The sequence below is a fragment of the Actinorectispora metalli genome, from assembly GCF_056323685.1.
In genome coordinates this window covers 2,393,352-2,412,739 of the sequence record NZ_JBREYE010000001.1, presented here as the reverse complement: position 1 = coordinate 2,412,739, position 19,388 = coordinate 2,393,352, and the positions used below count along the sequence as shown (strand labels likewise).

General features: G+C 67.3%; 16 protein-coding genes. 5 read left to right on the top strand and 11 right to left on the bottom strand.

What is annotated here, in order from left to right; all coding sequences use genetic code 11:
- Positions 1-42: 42 nt before the first annotated feature.
- A complete protein-coding gene (locus tag ACU6XJ_RS11245) occupies positions 43-783 on the bottom strand; it encodes a tyrosine-type recombinase/integrase (protein WP_476309465.1) in 741 nt (246 codons plus the stop codon).
- Between ACU6XJ_RS11245 and ACU6XJ_RS11240 the strand changes: the two genes are divergently transcribed.
- Complete coding sequence (locus tag ACU6XJ_RS11240) at positions 673-1,299, top strand: HAD family hydrolase (protein WP_476313936.1); 627 nt, start codon at positions 673-675, stop codon at positions 1,297-1,299. The two genes, ACU6XJ_RS11245 and ACU6XJ_RS11240, sit on opposite strands and share 111 nt — an antisense overlap.
- A gap of 16 nt (positions 1,300-1,315) precedes the next feature.
- Here the strand turns inward: ACU6XJ_RS11240 and ACU6XJ_RS11235 are convergent, their stop codons facing one another.
- Both ACU6XJ_RS11235 and ACU6XJ_RS11230 read right to left on the bottom strand, forming a co-directional pair.
- Positions 1,316-2,356 (bottom strand): DUF6414 family protein, encoded by a 1,041-nt coding sequence (locus ACU6XJ_RS11235; protein ID WP_476309462.1) that lies wholly within the window; start codon positions 2,354-2,356, stop codon positions 1,316-1,318.
- Positions 2,357-2,658: 302 nt separating this feature from the next.
- Positions 2,659-2,889 (bottom strand): hypothetical protein, encoded by a 231-nt coding sequence (locus ACU6XJ_RS11230; protein ID WP_476309461.1) that lies wholly within the window; start codon positions 2,887-2,889, stop codon positions 2,659-2,661.
- Positions 2,890-3,410: 521 nt separating this feature from the next.
- Between ACU6XJ_RS11230 and ACU6XJ_RS11225 the strand changes: the two genes are divergently transcribed.
- Positions 3,411-4,439 carry a pentapeptide repeat-containing protein gene (locus ACU6XJ_RS11225; RefSeq protein ID WP_476309459.1) on the top strand — a complete coding sequence of 343 codons (1,029 nt, stop codon included), beginning with the start codon at positions 3,411-3,413 and terminating at the stop codon, positions 4,437-4,439.
- 317 nt (positions 4,440-4,756) lie between these two features.
- Here ACU6XJ_RS11225 and ACU6XJ_RS11220 read toward each other — a convergent pair whose 3' ends face one another.
- Entirely contained in the window at positions 4,757-5,506 is a 750-nt protein-coding gene (locus ACU6XJ_RS11220) for a maleylpyruvate isomerase family mycothiol-dependent enzyme (RefSeq protein WP_476309457.1), read from the bottom strand.
- A 151-nt stretch (positions 5,507-5,657) separates the two neighbouring features.
- Between ACU6XJ_RS11220 and ACU6XJ_RS11215 the strand changes: the two genes are divergently transcribed.
- Positions 5,658-5,897 carry a hypothetical protein gene (locus tag ACU6XJ_RS11215; protein WP_476309455.1) on the top strand — a complete coding sequence of 80 codons (240 nt, stop codon included), beginning with the start codon at positions 5,658-5,660 and terminating at the stop codon, positions 5,895-5,897.
- Here the strand turns inward: ACU6XJ_RS11215 and ACU6XJ_RS11210 are convergent.
- From ACU6XJ_RS11210 to ACU6XJ_RS11200, 3 genes are all read right to left on the bottom strand, one after another.
- Positions 5,888-6,286, bottom strand: a complete 399-nt coding sequence (locus ACU6XJ_RS11210; protein ID WP_476309452.1) for a hypothetical protein — start codon at positions 6,284-6,286, stop codon at positions 5,888-5,890. The genes ACU6XJ_RS11215 and ACU6XJ_RS11210 overlap by 10 nt on opposite strands.
- 47 nt (positions 6,287-6,333) lie before the next feature.
- Positions 6,334-7,290, bottom strand: a complete 957-nt coding sequence (locus tag ACU6XJ_RS11205) for an esterase/lipase family protein (RefSeq protein WP_476309451.1) — start codon at positions 7,288-7,290, stop codon at positions 6,334-6,336.
- Between the two features lie 173 nt (positions 7,291-7,463).
- Positions 7,464-7,874, bottom strand: coding sequence for a GNAT family N-acetyltransferase (locus ACU6XJ_RS11200; protein WP_476309448.1), 411 nt, complete (start codon positions 7,872-7,874; stop codon positions 7,464-7,466).
- A gap of 207 nt (positions 7,875-8,081) precedes the next feature.
- On the opposite strand from ACU6XJ_RS11200, the gene ACU6XJ_RS11195 reads away from it, so the two are divergent.
- Complete coding sequence (locus ACU6XJ_RS11195) at positions 8,082-9,926, top strand: acyl-CoA dehydrogenase (protein WP_476309445.1); 1,845 nt, start codon at positions 8,082-8,084, stop codon at positions 9,924-9,926.
- Between the two features lie 141 nt (positions 9,927-10,067).
- Here ACU6XJ_RS11195 and ACU6XJ_RS11190 read toward each other — a convergent pair whose 3' ends face one another.
- The 4 genes from ACU6XJ_RS11190 to ACU6XJ_RS11175 all read right to left on the bottom strand — a co-directional run bounded on the left by ACU6XJ_RS11190 (position 10,068) and on the right by ACU6XJ_RS11175 (position 17,276).
- Positions 10,068-11,942, bottom strand: a complete 1,875-nt coding sequence (locus tag ACU6XJ_RS11190; protein WP_476313934.1) for a VanW family protein — start codon at positions 11,940-11,942, stop codon at positions 10,068-10,070.
- Positions 11,943-12,930: 988 nt separating this feature from the next.
- On the bottom strand, positions 12,931-13,251 hold the full coding sequence (locus ACU6XJ_RS11185; protein WP_476309442.1) for a GroES family chaperonin: 321 nt from the start codon (positions 13,249-13,251) through the stop codon (positions 12,931-12,933).
- 123 nt (positions 13,252-13,374) lie between these two features.
- Complete coding sequence (locus tag ACU6XJ_RS11180) at positions 13,375-15,240, bottom strand: NHL domain-containing thioredoxin family protein (RefSeq protein WP_476309439.1); 1,866 nt, start codon at positions 15,238-15,240, stop codon at positions 13,375-13,377.
- Positions 15,241-16,082: 842 nt separating this feature from the next.
- Positions 16,083-17,276: an AAA family ATPase gene (locus tag ACU6XJ_RS11175; RefSeq protein WP_476309436.1), complete on the bottom strand. Its 1,194-nt coding sequence runs from the start codon at positions 17,274-17,276 to the stop codon at positions 16,083-16,085.
- Between the two features lie 202 nt (positions 17,277-17,478).
- On the opposite strand from ACU6XJ_RS11175, the gene ACU6XJ_RS11170 reads away from it, so the two are divergent.
- A complete protein-coding gene (locus ACU6XJ_RS11170; protein WP_476309435.1) occupies positions 17,479-19,296 on the top strand; it encodes an APC family permease in 1,818 nt (605 codons plus the stop codon).
- Positions 19,297-19,388 lie beyond the last annotated feature (92 nt).

The following is a 19,388-nucleotide window of genomic DNA, read 5'->3' as shown; positions in this document are numbered from 1 at the left end:
CCCTTCCGCCGTTTTCGATCACCGCGTGCCATTAACGTGCCATTAGTCGGACGCAGGCTTCCCGCCACGGTGCTGATCAACAAGGCCGCTGAGCTGGCCAGCAATCTTGCGGTCTGCCTCGCTGGTGGCCCGCTGGTAGATCAGCGCGGCCCGCATGTCGTCGTGCCCCATCCGTGCCATGAGGTCCTTCGTGCTGGCTCCCGCCTGCGCGGCCCACACGTTGCCCGCATGCCGCAGGTCGTGAAAGTGGAGACCAGCGAGGCCGAGATCAGCCACGGTCTTCGTCCACTTCACCCGCTGATAGAAGTTGCCACTCCGGACCGGCCCACCCTTCTCCCCAGTGAAGAGGAGCGCGCTCTCCGCCAGGCCCTCGTACTTCTCCAAGTGCTTGACGACCTCCGGCCGGATCGCCGCAGGCACCGCCAGCGTGCGCACACCAGCTCGCGACTTCGGCGGCCCAACGACGATGCCCCTGCCCTTCACCTCTGTATGAGCGATGGTCACCCGCACCCAGGAACCATCAGGCGCCACGTCGCACCGCCGAAGCGCTGAGACTTCACCCCACCGCAGCGTGGCGAACGCGGCGAGGAGCACCAGGAGCCGGAACCGCTCAGGCACCCGAGCAGCTAGCTTGAACACCTGGGCAACGGTGAGCAATGGACGTTCCGCTGGATTTTCTTTATCCGCACCACGAACCTTGCACGGATTGCGCGGCAGAATACGATCTTCTTCCACCGCAGTATTGAGAATCGCTCGCAGCAGCCGATAAGCCTTCGCGGCCATCGTTTCCGACACAATGTTCTTCGCTTTACCGCTGTCGAAGAACCAGACCTTTTACCCCTCATCGAAGCTGCATTTCGAGCCGAGGAGACCGCAGCTGTGACGAAAGCTATTTCCACGCCAGGGGCAACCGAGTTCATCACCGCCTGCCACGCAGCCGATCGACGAATAGCCATCGTCAGCAATAACGCAATCGCAGCAGTCGAAACTTACCTCAAGCTTCATGATCTAGTAAGCCGAATTTCCTTCGTCTCGGCACGGACTGATCAAAATGTACTAGATCTCAAACCTGAACCTGCACTTGTTCGGAGAGCAATCGATGCGCTAGAAATCATGCCTCACGAAGCGGTACTCATCGGTGATTCAGTCACTGACATACAAGCCGGGCGCGCCACTGGTGTTTCAACCATCGGCTTCGCCAACAAATCAGGAAAATACACCAATCTTGCCGAGGCGGGAGCAGATGCAGTAGACACGTCTATGCAGTCCCTCGTCCGCGCCTCAGAAAAAGCAGGTTGACCCGTCCACAGTCATCTCACTCCTTAGCCGATGCATCTAGCCAGACCGGGATAGTGCGGTACGCCGCTAGAGGGACCATTGTAAAACCTGGATACTGGGGACGATCCGCAAAACCGAGCTGACCGGTCAACTCCAGGACAGAGCCTACGTAGGAAGCCATTTGTGCGCGATTGACTATTCCGCCTGAAAACAGGTCCGGGATCTCAGGCTGTGACGTAGATGGCGGTTGAGAGTGTCGGCCTATGGTGCCTACCAAGGTCCACTCCTGCATTTCTGAGCTGTATCTTGAAAATAGTACTTCGCGATCACTGTCAAGATAACTGCGACCGTCCTGGAGGCGTGCCGTTATTACAGCTCGTCCGCCCGCCACAGGCTCTAGCATCAAATGCAAACCCTGACTGTACATGCCCCGACAAATGCGAATAATTCCTCGCAAATACTCCGAGCTGAGCCCGAAGTGCTCTTCAAGCTGCTTGGAGAAAGTTGGAACTAGATTCTCCATCTCGTGCAAGACTCCAGTATCCTTGCCGTCTTGCCGGGGTGCAAGAGTCCCTCCTCTACCGCGCTGCTTCTTGGACACCTGCACACCTCCGGCCTCGGATAGACCCTCTTCTACCAGGCCAATCGATTGAAGCCCTCGAGCGGTTGTCGCAAACCCACCAATTATGTCTGCGACATATCGAGAATCGAACAGCCTGCCATTTGAGGTAATCCGCACCATCGAGCCAGTTGGAATTTCAGCTTGCAAATCACTTTCCCAAAACTCCGAGCTGGTGACCATGTCAGAAATGTCCCGCAAAAATCCATGCGTTTCAAGTAGAATTTCGAGAGACGGAAAAACTGCGTCGGCTAGTGATTTGCTAAGGGATTCCTCTGAAGTCCAAGCCTGACGACCGCCGATGTAACCTTTGATCCCTGCCTCAGTGAAGCGGTCATCTTTCGATGTCTGTCGTGCCTCTTCTGCGACACCCTGATCAAGCTGTGCGAGCAACGACCGAACCCGGTCGGTGTCAACGTACAAGAACTCTCGTAGTACTGGCGGTAGCAGCTCGTTCATATTGACACCTTGCCGAATTTGGCTCTATGGGATCAAGGCGGCGCGCGGAGCGCGCCGCAGGCCGGGGCCGTATCGAAACGGCGACCGCTGCGCGCGGCTGGCGCCGTGCTCGGGTCGCCGACCGCGCGGTTGGCCTTCGTGCTACCGCATGGCGCCCGATCCGAAAACGCAAGTCCGGTAGTCCGGTCGGGACGAGCGCCAGGTTGCCATCTGAACCGCGGTGCAGGGCGCTCGGCTGCCGCGCCCATGGACAGCTCAACGCCTTGACGGCGTCGACCAGCCCACAGGCTTGCCACCAGCTATCAACCGCTTGCTATCTGGATGACGCCTAGAGCGAGCGTAGCGAGCACGGCCACCAACGCGACCCACATGTTTGCCTTGGCCATCCGACGCGCCTGCCGAGCCTCTTCTAGGGCCGCATGTGCGGCCTCCGCGCTCGCACGGCGGTTCAGCTCGTCCAAGTAGAAGTTGGTCCCGACAAACGTCCTTTGGGCCAGTTGGTCATAAGCATTGACGATTTCGTCTTCCGACATCGCACGTAGTTCGGCTAGTCGAGGCGCCATCACAACAGTCTCTCGCACTGAGGCCGAGCACGCCCTCCTCCGTCACACGACGGTGACCACGGTCGCCCGCACGGGTCAAGGTGGGAAGGCGTTCCTTGACCCGGCACAGCCGCCCGCTGGAGATGGCTTCATGTCGAAGAATGGCAGGGGTCTGGGGGCAAAGAGATAGACAAGATCACGTGCCATTAACGTGCCATTAGCCCCGGTCAATAGGGGTCAACCCATGCCACTTGGTCCATCGGCGGATGCTGGTCAGGACATCGACGGCGCAGGGTGAATCGGGTTCCCAAGCTGTAGACGCGGGTTCGATTCCCGTCACCCGCTCCAGCATTGTTTTCGCAGATCACAGGGCTGTTCCCGATCTTGGGGACAGCCCGTTCTCTTGTCCGCGATCTCCGCGTGCCATCACACCGGGCTGAGGCCGTTTCGGGGATGCGCGCTTTGCGGGACGATGAGTCACCGTGGGATCACATACTGTTAGCAAGCATCGGGTGTTGGCCACGCGGACGATCGCGGTGTGGGGCGGCGTGCTTGTTCTGGTGGCGGTGGGGGCGGTGGCGTTGTTGTGGTGGCGGCTGGGGAGTGGGGAGCCGAGGGACAACGTTCGGCTTGAGGTGATTCGGACGGCGTCGACGCTGGTGGTGGGCACGGGTGGGGTCGCGGCGCTGTTGCTGGCGGCTCGGCGGCAGCGGTCCACGGAGTTGGATCTGGAGCAGAAGGACCACGACGCCACCGAGCGGCGGGTGACGGAGTTGTACGGCAAGGCCGCCGATCAGTTGGGGAGTGAGAAGGCGCCGGTCCGACTGGCTGGGCTGTACGCGTTGGAACGGCTGGCGCAGGACGCGCCCGCGCACCGGCAGAGCATCGTGAATCTGGTTTGCGCTTATCTGCGGATGCCGTTTCAGGTGGGCGCGGTACCCATGCCCGCGCTCTCCGAGGGGAGCGATCGTCGAGTGGGTCTGCGTCGGCGGACCGCGGCCGGTCAGCGGGTCGTGGAGGATCGGGTGCCGCAGCAGGAACGTGAGGTTCGGCTGGCCGCACAGGTGATGTTGGCCAGGCATCTGCGGCCGGGGCCGGACCTGCGCGCGCCGGTGGAGACGTTCTGGGGTGGCATCGAGTTGAACTTGAGCGGGGCGACCCTGGAGCGGTTCGCGTTGACCAACTGTGTCGTCGAGTCGGCGTTGTTCTGTGGCACCACCTTTGTGGGGGCGGCGCCGTTTCGGGGCACCCTCTTTGTCGATGGCGCGGATTTCCGCGACGGGAGGTTTCTGGGGATAGCCGACTTTCGGCGGGTCGTTTTCGGCGGTGAGGGTGTCGTGTTCAAAGGCACTCGGTTCGAGGGTGAGGTGGACTTCGGCAGCGATACCGAGGCCCGCCTCCAAGGGGCTGTGACCAGGACGGATCGCGAGCCGCGGCGGCGCTGGCCGCAGGGCTGGGTCGAGGAGCCCATCGAGGGAAAGCGTGGGTGGGCGACTCTGCGGCGGGCGGCCGAGTCGTTTCCGGGTGCTGACAGCAAGTGAACCTCGGGGGGCTGCCGCGCGTCGGAATAGGTGTACAGGCAAATCGCAACGCAGCGGGAGGAGGCCGCGATGACGTTACGAGCCATGGCAGTGCGAGACGGATGCCGGGCGCCGAATGCGCTCCGCGGTGTGGCCTCACCGGAGGCGACGGGCGGGGTCCGCATGGACGCCAGGCCGGTTCGGCGTAGCGATGGTGCGGCTTGGGGGTCGCGCTGACTCCGCCGTTCTCGGACCGGAGCCTTGCGCGACCGCACGCTGTCATCCCGACGGGAGACCATGCCCGGTGCTCGCACCAGCACCGGAACAACAACGCACTGTCAGCTCCAACGGACGTGGGCTGACAAGCGCCATTCTTCGAGCACCCGAGGATCGCCCTCAACCGCCAGGGGCGCCTCGGGCAGGCGGTTCCAGAGGTAGGCGTACAGGTCCGAGGCGAGGCCGCGCACCGTGCAGTCGGCAGGCGCGTCACTCGCCGCGGGCCGGACACCCGCCGCGCTGAGCACGGCGTGCAGCCGCAGGTCCGTGTCGGTGGCCTGCACGGCCAGGGTGCCGATGGTCTCGGTCGGCAGCCTGTTCGGGCGGCCGAAGAAGCCGAACAGCAACTCGTCGAGGCCGTCCGCGGCGAGTTCGGGGTTGACCGGAGTCGGTGCCCCGATCGCGCTTTCGGCGTCCACGCGGTGGATCGCGGTCTCGTGTGCCTGCCGCCTGGCCCAGAACGCCCGCGGTGTGTCCGCGGGCAGGAACGACCAGCAGGCCAGGTTCGGGTCGGCCGCGGCGAGGGTTGTCACCAGCGCGGAATGGCCCGCGCGGAACCAGCCGAGCAGCCCATCGTCGCCAGGGTGGGAGGCGAAGACCGCCTTCTCCTCGTCCTGGCTCATCGGATCGGTCAGTTCCTGCTGGACGGTCGCGGCGGCCCAGCGGTGCACCCCGCCCAGATGACGGACCATCTCGCGGACGTCCCAGCCGGGGCAGGTCGGCACCGGGGCGTCGAGCCCCGCGCGTTCCGCCGCCTTGGCGAAGCGTTCCCCTTCCGCCGCGAGCAGTTCGATATGTCGGGTGATCTCCACTCGCTCCCCCTGGAGTCGATCGGTTACCCGGGCATCACACCGGACAGGTCTGACATTTCTCACCGGGATGAGCGGTTGCGCTCACCTGTCCGGGTACAACAGTGCGCGGCGCCACCGGAGCTCGGGTTCGGAGACGGCAACATCGCCAACCGTGTTGAAGTCAACCGCTCGCATCATGTTCAGCGGCCTCGCCGCGACCACCGCCGTGCTCGGAGCTTCCGGAGTCGCGCAGGCGGAGACAGTCCACGGGCACTCCAGCTCAAACTCGGTGATCGCCGATGTGGGCAGCGGCGCCATCGCGGGCCGGTCGCTGGACCCGCTGTCCATGGTGTTCCCTCGGCACCCCGACAGCAGCACGCACGCGGTCAACAGCGGGATCGCTCAGGGCTGATCCGCCGCGCATACCGTGAGATCCGGGCCTGCCGCGAGCTCGGCGGCCTGCAACGCGAACGCCACCAGCCGGTCGGAACGGTCGAACACGAACAGGTACCGGGCTCCCGCGCCCGCGGGCGCGGCATGGGTGCGGGGCCGGTCGGGCAGTGGCACCAGCCCCGGGTAAGCGGCGGTGGCCTCGCTCAGCGTCGAACCGATGCCGAGGTTCTCCGGCGTTCTCATCCGCCGCGTCGCCCAGATGGAGATGACGCCGCGCCAAGGCGAGATGTAGACCCCGCCACGACCCGCGAGTCCGCCTTCTTCGGCGGTGAAGTGGTAGCGGCTACAGCGGGGGCCGCCCCGTCCGTCGCGGAGCAGATCCGTTCGCAGCGCTTCCGGTTCCGTCATGCCCAGCCGGAGACTGCCGTATCCGGCCGGGCCGAGTACTCGATCCGTCACACCTCAGGATTGCTCGGGGCGCCGAGCGGTGTCATCGGGTAGCAGGTGACGGGTTTGGCGTTCGCGGGGTCGAGTGCGTTGAGGATGTGCTGCGCGGTGTTGGGGTCGAAACCGACGGCGACATGCTCCGCGGTGTTCTGCGAGCAGCCGTCCTGGAGCACGATGTTCTTGGCGCCCGCGAGGTTTCCGCTGGTGTACGGGATCACCAGCTGGTCGTACTTCGTCATGATCATCGTGTAGGACACGCCGGGAACCGCGGCGCCGCCCGCGTTCATCTTCTGCAAGAACGGCGAACCCTTGAGGAACTGGCGACAGGACTCGCACAGCGGGTTGAGCAGCGCGGCGAGCACGGGGTCGAGTCCGAAACGGGTGCCGAGGTCGTTGAGGGTGCCGAGGCCGATGAGGTCCGTGCCCGCCCACAGCGGGGTGAGCCCGACGTAGTGCTTGACCTTCGCGCTGCCGCCGAGGAACTTCACGTAGTAGTTGGGCATCAGGCTGCCCTCGGAGTGGCCCACGATGTCGACCTTGGACGCCCCGGTGGACTTGAGCACCTTGTCGACGAACGCGGAGAGTTCCGCGGCGCTGTCCTCCATCTTGCGCAGGCCGCCGACCTCCTGGAGCAATCCCGCGGGTGCCAGCGGGTTGCGGCCGTAGGTCAGGGCGTAGACGCAGTAGCCCTTGTTGGCCAGCAGCGGGGACATGGTTCCCCAGTTCGCGCCCATGTTCGCGGACAGACCGTGCACGAGGACGACCGGCTCGGGGTGGGCCGCGCTGGGCTTGCAGTTCCAGTCGTTGGCGCCTGCGGGCGGCTGGCCCGGTTTGAGGTAGCCGTTCGCACCTGAGGCGGGCGAGAACTGCACGGGGTACTTCGCCGTCTCCTCGGCCGCTGCGACACCGGAGCCCAGCAGGCCGACCGTGACCGCGACAGCCGTGACCAAAGTCGCAAACCTCATGTCCTGACCTTCGCCTTCGGGCCGCGCCGCGGCCGGTCGTGTTACCACCAAGTAACTAGAGGGGGTATATCTGGAATGTCAGCTTTCCAGATAGCCCTGTGGCCTACATTTCACCCAAACAGCCTAGCGTTTACGCAGCGTTTCGAGCAGCGATCAGGGGGCGCCTGCCTTATTCACTCAGTCGGCCAGGCAAAGGTGGTGCTTGGCGTCTCGTCGTTGGATCCCGCGGAGCGGTAGGTGGCCAGTGCCGGCGGGTTGTCGGACTCGGCCAGTACCCACATGCCGTAGCAGCCGCGCTTTCTCGACAGCTCCAGCAATGCGGTGGTCAGCGCCTTTCCGATGCCGCGCAGCCGGAAGTCGCGGTGCACGCCCAACTCGTAGAGGAACATCTCGGTGCCCTTGTCGGGATGGGTCAACTCGACCCCGGTGACCATCCCGACCGGCCGTTCGTCGACGTAGGCCAACAGAAGGTGGTGCAGGTCCGAGGCGAGGAACCGGGCCACGGCGTCCGGGCGCAGCGGCTCGTCGAACAGGTCGGCCGCGGCGAACACGGCTGCCTCATCGGCGATCTCTCTGATCTCCACAAGGGGGACGATACGGACCTGCGATCACGGTCCACAGCGCTTTTCCGGCGCCCGGTGCGGCCGCTCCGAATCGGACTCGGCCACCAAAGAGTGCCCGGACTGTGAGCAATCCCGCTTGCCTAAGTTACTGGCCAGTAATATCATTTATGTTACTAGTCAGTAGGTAACTACCGCCGACCACTATCAGTCGCGGCTACGGGAGCAGGCATGGGCCACTACAAGAGCAATGTCCGCGACCTTGAGTTCAACCTCTTCGAGGTCTTCAAGGTGCAGGAGCGGCTTGGCAAGGGCGTCTTCGAGCAGGCCGACGAGGACACCGCTCGTGGCGTGTTGGCGGAGCTGGACAACCTGGCGAAGGGCCCGCTGGCCGATTCGTTCGCCGAATCCGACCGCAACCCGCCGGTCTTCGACCCCAAGACCCACTCGGTGCAGATTCCCGAGGCGTTCAAGAAGTCCTACCAGGCGATCTGGGACGGCGAGTGGTACCGGCTGTTCCTGCCCGAGGAGCTGGGCGGCCAGGGCATCCCGCCGTCGATCCAGTGGGCCGCCGCCGAGCTGGTGCTGGGCTCCAACCCGGCCGTCTTCATGTACCTGGCCGGTCCGAGCTTCGCCACCATCGTGCACCGCAACGGCACCGAAGAGCAGAAGCACTGGGCCGAGCTGATGATCGAGCGCGGCTGGGGCGCCACCATGGTGCTCACCGAGCCCGACGCCGGCTCGGATGTCGGCGCGGGCCGCACCAAGGCGGTCCGGCAGGAGGACGGCACCTGGCACCTAGACGGCGTGAAGCGGTTCATCACCTCGGCCGAGCAGGACATGACCGAGAACATCATGCACCTGGTACTGGCTCGCCCCGAGGGCCCCGGCATCGAGGCCAAGCCCGGCACCAAGGGCCTGTCGCTGTTCCTGGTGCCGAAGTTCCACTTCGACAGCGAGACCGGTGAGCTCGGCGAGCGCAACGGCGCCTTCGTGACCAATGTCGAGCACAAGATGGGCCTGAAGGTCTCCACCACCTGCGAGCTGACCTTCGGCCAGCACGGCACGCCCGCCAAGGGTTGGCTGCTCGGCGAGGTGCACGACGGCATCGCGCAGATGTTCCAGGTCATCGAGTACGCCCGAATGATGGTGGGCACCAAGGCCATCGCCACCCTGTCCACCGGCTACCTGAACGCGAGGGACTACGCCAAGGAGCGCGTGCAGGGTGCGGACCTCACCCAGATGCTGGACAAGACAGCGCCGCGGGTGACCATCACCCACCACCCCGACGTGCGCCGCACGCTGATGCTGCAAAAGGCCTACGCGGAGGGTCTGCGCGCGGTCTACCTCTACACCGCGACCTTCCAGGACCGGATCATCCAGGGCAAGGCCGACGGCGAGGACGTCGCGGTGGCGGAGGCCGTCAACGACCTGCTGCTGCCCATCGTCAAGGGTGTCGGCTCGGAGCGGGCGTACGAGATGCTGACCCACTCCCTGCAGATCTTCGGCGGCTCCGGCTTCCTTCAGGAGTACCCGATCGAGCAGTACATCCGAGACGCCAAGATCGACAGCCTGTACGAGGGCACCACGGCCATCCAGTCGCTGGACTTCTTCTTCCGGAAGATCATCCGCGACAAAGGCCGGGCGCTGGGCTTCATCAACAACGAGGTCCAGGGCTTCATCGACGCCGAGAGCGGCAACGGCAGGCTCAAGGAGGAGCGGGCGCTGCTCGGCACCGCGCTGGCGGACCTCCAGGGCATGATGGGCGGGATGGTCGGCTACCTGACCTCATCGCAGGAGGACCAGCGCAACCTCTACAAGGTCGGCCAGAACACCGTTCGCGTGCTGATGAGCGTCGGTGACATCGTGATCTCCTGGCTGCTGCTCAAGCAGGCCGAGGTCGCGCTGGCCAAGCTGGACGGCGAGGTCTCCGCCAAGGACAAGGCGTTCTACGAGGGCAAGGTGGCCGCGGCGTCGTTCTTCGCCAAGAACGTGCTGCCCGAACTGGCCGCCCGCCGCAAGACGGTGGAGATCACCGACAACGCGCTGATGGACCTGGACGAAGCCGCGTTCTAGCCGCTCGTCAAGGGGATGGGATCGGAGCCAGGGCACGCGCCCTGGCTCCTTTCTCTTTGCCCCGATGAAAGAGGGCCTCGCCGGTGTCGGCGAGGCCCTCTCTCGTTGTCTAGGGCTTTCTAGCGAACTCGCTAGTCGGCGTCAGACTGGTGAACAGACCACCTTGGGCTGGGGGTTGTACTTCACCGTGCGGGGCTCCCTGCGCACCTCGGAACCGCTGTTCACATCGCGCAGCACCCGGGTGTCGGTGATGCTGAAACCGCCCGTCCCCTGGCTGGCCTGGCACGGCTCGCCGGGGCCCTTGGTGATGGTGTGCGGCTCGGTGGGGTTGGTGCGCGGGCCGGACACCGGCTCCACGATGTAGCGCTTAGTACCCCAAATCCGGACCGTGATGCTGGACGGCGTCCACTCGGTCTGGATCATCACGCCGGTCTTGGCGTCGTTCTTGAACTTGAGGTCGATCAGCCCGTCGTACACCGTCGCCTCGCGACCCGCCGGGTACCTGCTGATGTAGTAGCTGTGCTCCTTGTGGAACACGTCCTGCATGCCCGCGTAGTAGTAGGCGTTGTACATGGTAGTGGCGAACTGCGAGATACCGCCGCCGACGGCCCGGCCGGGGGCGCCGTGGTCGATCACGCCCGCCTCGACGTAGCCCTGCGCCTGGGTGCGGGGACCGGTGTGGCCGTTGAGGCTGAACACGTCGCCCGGCTTGACGATGGTGCCGTTCACCTGCTCGGCGACCCGGCGGATGTTGACGCCGGAGTCCTGGGCGAAGCCCTTGGTGGTGAACTCGCCGATCACTTCCTTGATGCCCATGTTCTCGGCCTGCTCGGTGGTGATCTTGGCGGGCTGGTCCTCGTAGATCGCGGTGACCTGCCGGTCGTTCGCCCTGGTCAGCACCTGGGGCAACGGCTCAAGCGACTTCTCGTAGTTCACGCCGCGGCCGTCCACCGACGGCTCCACGGTGGGCCGACCGGCAACCAGGTTGATCTTGGCGTCCTTGCCCGGCTGCTCCGTGGAGGCAAGCTGCGGCTTCGCGGCCTCGGCGACCTTCTTCACGTCCACCTTGGGCTTGAGGCCACCGTTCTCGCCGGGCTCGAAGCCGAGGCTCTGGGCGATGTCCTTCGGCTTGAGCACCGCGTCCTTGCCCTCACCGACGATCTTCACCGGGGCGGAGACGGCGGGCCGGGCGAACTCCTCGAGTGCCTTGCGGACGCCCTCCGGAGTGGTCTTCACCGGCTCCGGGTCGACCGGAAGCGGCAGCTGCTCGCCGTTGGCCCAGCCGCCGAGCACGACCTGCGCGGCCTGGGTGACGTTGAGCTTCTGGCCCTGCTTGGGGTCCACGGCGACCGGCTCGACGCCCTCGAACTTGATGGTGCCCTCTTCGGTCGGCCGGTCGGTGTGCGGCCGCAGGCTTTCCAGCGCTCCGTTGAGCTTGTCGCCGTCGGACTTGGACACCACGCCGACCTCGCGGGTGGTGAAGAACGAGGACAGGCGCGTGAACGGGTTGAGCGGCTGCTCGCCTGCCTGCTCGATGGTGCCGGGCCAGTCCAGCTGGAGGCCCGCGGACTTCGGGTCCAGCGAGGCGCTGATCTCGCCTGCCTTCACCGAGATCGGCTTGGTCAGCCGCGGGTCAAGCTGCTCGTGCAGCTTCTGCTCGGCGGCCGAGCGGCTCATGCCGCCGACCTCGACGCCCGCGACCTGCACGCCGCGCGGGACCTCGCCCTGCGAGATCGCCAGGTCCATGCCGTAGAGCAGACCAAGCACCCCCAGCGCGATGGCGGCGGCGAAACCGCCGCGCCGCAACGCGATCTTCCTGGCGTCCGATGGCGGCTCGTCGTCCCGACGCTGGGCGGGTACCGGCGCGGGCGCGGGCTCCGCGAAACGCTGGGTCCGCAGTCCCGACGGCGGGGTCTGCCTGCCCTGCTGCGGCTGCTGGCCCGGGCGGCGCAGCAGTTCGGTTCGGTCGAACTTCATGGTGACCTCGCCCGCGCCCTCCGGGGCGACGTTGCGCATCGGCGGCCTGCCCGGCGCCTGCCCCCGCGGCGACTGGGCCGCGGGGATCGTCGGCTGGCCGGTCACCGGCAGCGTGCCCGCGTTCCACAGCGTCTGCTCGGCGGTGGTCTCGGCGGGGACGGGCGGCCGGGGTGATTGCAGCGGGGTGCCCAGCGGGGAGGTCCGCTCGTTGGGCTGCTCCTGCCGCACCGGCGGGGTCTGCGCCGCGGGCGGCACCCGGTCGATGCGCATGGTGGTCTCGGCGGGCCGCTCCGGCTGCACCGGTCGCGCGGGCTCGGGCGCCGTGTCCCTGACGGTCTCGGGCTCCGACTTGTCCGCGGGCGCGCTCGCCGCCTGCGTGGCCTCGGCGGGCGCCGGTGCCTCGATCCGGTCGGTGGGGTCGAAGCCGATGGTGCCCGCGAAGCTGGGCTCGACGCCAAGCTGCTCCACCGGCGGGGCGGGCTCCGCGGCCTCCACCGCGGGCGGAGCGGTCTGCTCCTCCGGTGCCTCGGCCACGGGCTGTTCGACAACGGTGGCGGGCTCGGGCTCCTCGGCTTCCGCCGCCTGCTCAGGTTCGGGCGCGGCCGCCTCGGCGACCGGCGCCTCATCAACCGGTTCGGCTGGTTCGGCGGGTTCCGCCGCCGCGACGACCTCGGGCTCCGGCTCGGCGTCCTGCACCGGCTCCTCGTCGGAGACTGCGGGTGCCTCGTCCTGGTCCGCCGGTTCGGCCTCCGGTGTCACCTCGGCCTGCTCGGCGTCGGGCTCGGGCGACGGCTCCGCGGTGTCGGCGGGTTCATCGGGAGCGGAATCCGTAGGAAGCGGTGCGTCCGCGGACGGTGCAGGTTCCTCCGCGTCCACGGATGCCAGCACCGCGGTGCGCTCGACATTCGGCTCCGATGCCTTGTGCTCCTCGGGCACCGTTCCCCTTTCCGGTCGACGTGCACGGCCTTCGGGTGCGCGGCCTACCCGTCCACTCTCCCGTTCGACATCCAACTACTACTCATAGACGTCACAGATACAGGCCGGTTCCATGGTCGGAGCCTTCTGTCGCCACCGCGTGGAGATCGCGTTCGCGCATGACCAAATAGGTCTGGCCCTGGACCTCGAACTCGAACTGGTCGTCCGGGTTGAAGAGCACCCTGTTGCCGACCTTGACCATTCGGACGTGGTTGCCCACCCCGAACACCTCGCCCCACACCAGCCGCTTGGCCACCTGGGCCGTGGCCGGGATCACGATGCCGCCGCTGCTGCGCCGCTCGCCCTCTTCGGAGGAAATGAGCACCATGACGCGGTCATGGAGCATCTGAATCTCAAGCTTGGCGTCCGGCACGGCTCCAAGTTTACTTCGCTCAATCGGCGGGCTTTCCGGGGCCGTCCGTTATTACGAAGCGTCCAAAATCAATTACATTTCGATAATCGTTCACCCTTCCGGGTGAGGATGAACTCATAGCGTCTACGAGGTGGCGTCCAATTGATCCACCTCGCCACCCAGCATCAGCCGGAGCCGGTTCGGCCCACCGGGCACCACCCGCACCGGCACGCCCCAGTCCTGGCGGGTCAGCCTGCACACGGGGTGCTCCTGCGCGGGGTCGTCGTCACAGCTCGCGGCCTGCGCCACCACCTGCAGCACGCCCTCGGTGAAATCCGGGGAAACAGTGAGCACCCGCCGCAGCGGGATATCGTCGCCCGCGCCCGCGTCCAGCAGCCCGGCGGGTGAACTGGTCACCTCCAGCCGCGTCGACGGCCCGTACCGCTCGTCCAGCTTGGTGCCCGGCGGCGGCGTGAACACCACCTCGAGTTCCACCTGCCCGGGCCCGATCTCGGTGGCCGGGCGGCGGACCTGCTGCTCGGCACCCGCCACCAGCCGTGCGCTGATTCCCGGCGGGACCGGCCGCTCCAACCGGTGGTCGGCGGAGGCCACCACGACCAACTCGCCGTCCACCACGACCGCGCCCGAGGGTTCGGCGATGCCGGTGGCCAGCGTGGACACCTCGCGCTCGCGGGGGTCGTAGCGGCGCACGGCACCGTTGTAGGTGTCCAGCACCGCGACGCTGCCGTCGGGTAGCAGGGCGACACCCAGCGGGTGCTGCAACAGGGCCTGGTCGGCGGGCCCGTCCCGGTGCCCGAAGTCGAACAGCCCGGTACCCACGGCGGTGTGCACGGTCCCGTCCGCCTCCAGCCACCGCAGCGCCGAGGTCTCGGCGTCGGCCAGCCACAGCCTGCCCTCCGGCCCGGCCTCCGCAGCCAGACCGGAGGGCTGCGCGAAGAAGGCCTCCTCTGCCTTGCCGTCCAGCAGCCCTTCCACGGTCGTGCCCGCCAGCCGCCGCACAGTGCGCTCTACGGGGTCGAAGAACCCCAGCGTGTGGTTGCCCGCCATGGCGATGGCGACCCCGCCCGCGGCCTCCCACCAGGCGACGTCCCATGGACTGGTGAGGTCGGTCTCGACCGCGGCCCCCGCGTCGGAACCGTCCCGCCACTGTTTTCCGGTGCCTGCCAAGGTGGTGACCTCGCCGTCGGCCAGTCGGACGCCGCGCAGCAGGTGGTTCACGGTGTCGGCGACCACCACGTCGTAGCCGACCCGCTCGGCGACCGCGGCGGGCAGCAGCGCCAGACCCGCGGGCTCGGAGAAGCTCGCCGTCCCGGCGGGACCGTCCTGCCGCCCGCGCAGGGTCGACCCGATCCGCCGCAGCACCTCTTCACCGCCTGCGTCGGTCTCCACCAGCGAGTGCCGGGCGGAATCGCTCACCAGCAGGTTGCCACTCGGCAGCGCGATGACCTTCGCGGGGAACCACAGCGCCGACTCGGCGGGCGGCGGCGCAACATAGGGCGCATCGCCCCGACGCAGCGTGCCCTTGGCCTCGTGTTCAGCGACAAGCTGCGAGATCACCCGCCGCAGCGACTCCGCATGCCCCTCGCCCGCGGCCACGTGCACCAGGTAACCCTCGGGGTCCACCACGGCCAGCGTCGGCCACGCCTTGACCGCATACGCCTGCCAGGTGGTGAGCTCGGGATCGTCCAGCACCGGGTGGTGCACCTCGTACCGCTCCACAGCCGCCGCCAGCGCCGCTGGGTCGGCCTCATGGGCGAACTTCGGCGAGTGCACCCCGATGGTCACCAACACCTCGGCGAACTCGGCCTCTACCGGCCGCAGCTCATCCAACACATGCAGGCAGTTGATGCAGCAGAAGGTCCAGAAGTCCAACAGCACGACCTTGCCGCGCAGACCGGCAAGGCTGATCTGCTCGCCCCCGGTGTTCAACCAGCCGCGGCCGATCAGCTCTGGAGCACGAACCCGGGCCCGGCGCTTCGGTGCAGTCACATGCGGAGTAAACACCGCGAGCTCAGGCTGCTGTTCCCACCTGTGACCCAGCTCAGTGGAACGTCCCCTGGCCGTCCTGCGAATAAGAGGTCAGGGTTATCCCAACTTGGGCAACGAGGACATCACGATCTCCACGGCCAAAGCCAAAGCCTGCGCCTAAGTCGCGCCGACGAAGTACGGGCCGCCATGCGCGTCCGCAGAGGGCGCCGCTGCGGGTGCCTGCGCCCGAGCGGTCCATGGGCGGGCATTGGAAAACCCCGCGGCGCTGCCAGGTCGGGGGTCCGACAGCACCACGGGGTCACTTGGATCATCGCCACTATGAGTAGAGGCGTTACACCTATCGGGGCTTGTGACTCAAGTCACCGGAACGGGTGAAGATCGAGTTGCGGATAGAAGAAACCCCCGGCGCGCGGGAGGGGCGCCGGGGGTTTCCATTTGTTGCCGCTCGCTGATACCGCGGCAGGAGGGCTGTCTGGTCACGACTCCAGACGTCCGCCGCGGGTCCCTGCAATCAGCGGAGGGCGGTCAACTGGCTCTGGGCGATCAGGGTCAGCTCGTGCCGGAGTGCCGGGGTGGCGGCACCTTCCACCGCGCGTCGAACGGCCGCACGAGTGCGAGCGTCCGCACGCCGGGCTCGAATCTTCGCGACGAGGTTCATCTGGGCTACGTCCCCTCAGGTTTTCCTAGCTCCGTATCTACAAGACAAGTATGCGTCAAGAACTCGTCTGTGGCACCCGATTATCCGGTGAGCTCAGGCACAGTGCCGACGAATCATCGGCACTCTTTCGTTTCGGCCGTACAAACGGGTGTGAGGGGGAGCTCGTTACCTGTGGGTAGAAGTCCTAGTCCTCCCTGCCTAGGAGGAAACGTCCGAAGTGGGGGACGGTGAAGGCGATGAGGCCTCGTTCGGCTGAGTAGATGAGGCCCTTCTTGATGAGGCTGTCGCGGGGTGGGGACAGGGAAGAGGGTTTGCGGCCGAGGTGGTCGGCGACTCGGGAGGTACTCACGGACTCGTCCTTGCCTGCGGTGAGCTCGGCCATGGCCCGCAGGTACTCGCGTTCGGCGGGGGTGGCGCGTTCGTAGCGGGAGCCGAAGAAGCCCACCGCCAGTTCGGTCTCCGCCTCGGGTGCGGCGACCGCGACGTCGTCGGCGGTGATGGGGTCGCGCGGGGCGGCGTCCCAGGCCGCCTTGGCGTAGGCCTGCACGAAGTAGGGGTAGCCGCCGGAGACCTCGAACAACGCGTCCAGCGCGGCCTGCTCGATTTCGGCGTCCTCGCGCTTGATGGGGGCGAGCATGGCCCGCTCGGCGTCTTCCCGCTCCAGCCGGTCGATCCGCACATAGCGGAACAGCCGCTCCGAGTAGGACTTGCTCGCCGACAGCACCACCGGCACGTGCGGCAGGCCTGCGCCGACGACGACCAGTGGGGCGCCGGACTGGGACAGCTCGTGGCAGGCCGCGCAGAGCGCCGAGACATCTTCGGGCTGGAGGTCCTGCATCTCGTCGATGAGCAGCGCCACCCCGGTGCCGACGTCGGCGGCCAGTTCGGCCACGTCGGTGAACAGTTCGACGAGGTCGATCTCGATGTCGCCGGAGTCGGCCCGGCCGCTGGCGGCGGGGGCGTCGATGCCGGGCTGCCAGCGGTCGCGCATCTTGGCGTCGGCGGGGTTGGCGCGCAGTGCGAAGGCCTTGAGCACGCCGAGTACCGACTCGACCCGGTCCGGCGCGCGGTGGCGCACCGCGAGATCACGCACGGCGCGGTGGAGGGCGGCCGACAGCGGTCGGCGCAGGTCCGCTTCGGGTCGCGCCTCGATCTTGCCGGTGCCCCAGCCCCGGCGCATGGCCATCGACTTGAGCTCGCCGAGCAACACTGTCTTGCCGACGCCCCGGAGGCCGGTCAGCACCAGGCTGCGTTCCGGCCTGCCCTTGGCCACTCGCTCCAGCACGACGGTGAAGGCGTCCAACTCCCGATCCCGGCCCGCCAGTTCGGGCGGGCGCTGGCCCGCCCCGGGAGCGAAGGGATTGCGCACCGGATCCATCCTTGGACCGTATCCGGGTTTCTAGTGCGAGCCCGATATTGAACGAGACAGCGGTAGGCGTGTCGGGCATCACCTACCCGACTGCCGCAGTGGTGAAGCACTTCACGCCGGTGTCAGGATCGCGTGGAGATCGGGGTCGCCAGGCTCAGGACGGCGTCAACGGTTCACGAAGCGGACCTCGCACGACCGCACAGTGCGGATCGTGACGATCACCGCCGCCAAGACCCGCTTGAAACGCTCGGTGCCCCAACACCTTCCGCCGCCGGAGGACCGGTTCCGGCTCGGCGCGGTCAGCGGGGTCGCCGCGCTCGGCTTGGACGCGCTGGCCTCGGTGTCCTACGGGCCGGAGGCCATCGTGGTGGCGCTGGCGGTGGCCGGAGCCGCGGGTATCTCCTGGACGCTGCCGGTGACCGGGATGATCGTGGCGCTGCTCGCCGTGCTCGTGTTGGCCTACCGGCAGGTGATCACCGCCTATCCCGACGGCGGCGGCGCGTACACGGTGGCCACGCGCAATCTGGGGCAGCAGGCGGGGCTGGTGGCGGCGGCCTCGTTGATCGTGGACTACGTGCTCAACGCGGCGGTATCCATCGCGGCGGGGGTGGCCGCACTGACCTCCGCGGTGCCCGCGCTGCTGCCGTGGACGCCTGAGCTGTGCCTTGCGGCCTTGGCGTTGATCACCGCGGTCAACCTGCGCGGGGTGGTCGCGGGCGCTCGGGCGTTCGCGGTGCCCGCGGCGGTCTTCGTGGCGATGGTGCTCGCGGTGATCGTGATCGGGCTCGTTCGCGGTGAGCCACTGAGCCCGCTGCCCGCGCCCACCCAGACGCAGACCGTGGCGGGCGTCGGGGCGCTGCTGGTGTTGGCGGCCTTCGCCAACGGCTGTGCGGCGTTGACCGGGGTGGAGGCCATCGCCAACGCGACGCCGTCGTTCCGGGCGCCGCGGAGCAGGCTCGCGGGGCGGGCCGAGGCGCTGCTCGGGATCGTGCTGGGCACGCTGCTGTTGGGGCTCGCCGCGCTGGTGGAGGTGTTCGACCTGCGGCCGGTGGCGGACCGCACCGTGCTGTCGCTGCTGGTCGAGGGCTCGATCGGCGGCGGTGCCGGGTACTACGTCGTGCAGTTCACCACCGTTGTGCTGCTGGCGTTGGCGGCCAACACCTCCTTCGGCGGGATGCCGGTGCTGGCGGCGAAACTCGCGAAGGATCACTTCCTGCCGCATGCCTTCGGGCTGCGCAGGGCGCGGCTGGTGCACCGGTTCGGCATCCTGGCGCTGGCGGTGTTGACCGCCGTGCTGCTCGTCGCCTCGGGCGGGAGGCTGGACATCCTGGTGCCGCTGTTCGCCATCGGGGTGTTCGTCGGCTTCGCGTTGTGCCAGACGGGCATGGTGCGGCACTGGCTGACGCACCGCTCGCCCGGTTGGCGGTGGCGGCTGGCCATCAACGCGGCGGGAGCCGGGTTGACCACGGTGGCTGCCGTGGTGGTGACGGCGGTGAAGTTCTCCGACGGCGCCTGGCTGATCGTGGTGGTACTGCCGCTGATCGTGGTGCTGCTGCGGCTGGTGCACGGGCAGTACCGGCGGATCGGCGAGGAACTCGGGCTCGGCCGGACCCCGGTGGCGCCGCGGCGTGAGGACGCCGTGGTCGTGGTGCCGATCGCGAGTCTGTCGCTGGTCACCTCCGGCAGCCTGGCGGCCGCGATGTCGCTGGGGCGCAAAGTCGTGGCCGTGCACGTCGCCGATCCCGAGGACCCGCAGGCGGCTCGGCGGCTGCAGCGGGAGTGGGAGGCGTGGCATCCCGAGACCGAACTCGTCCTGCTCACGCCTGTCGCAGGCGGGTTGGGGGCGACCATCGCCGAGTACGTCGGCTCCATGTCGGAGAAGCACGTGTTGGTGCTGATCGGCGAGGTGCGGCCGCAGCGGTGGTGGCACCGGCTGCTGTACAACGGCCAGGGCAGGGGGATCGCCGCGGCGGTGAGCAGCCGGACCGGCGCCGGCGTGTGCCGACTCCAGCAGCGGCTCGCTCTCTAGCGCCTCAATGCTGTCGTATCAAGGTTTATAGCTTCTTTGCTAGAAAGACCGATACGAGGCGATCGAACGTTCAGCCATTGCGGACCCGCCCG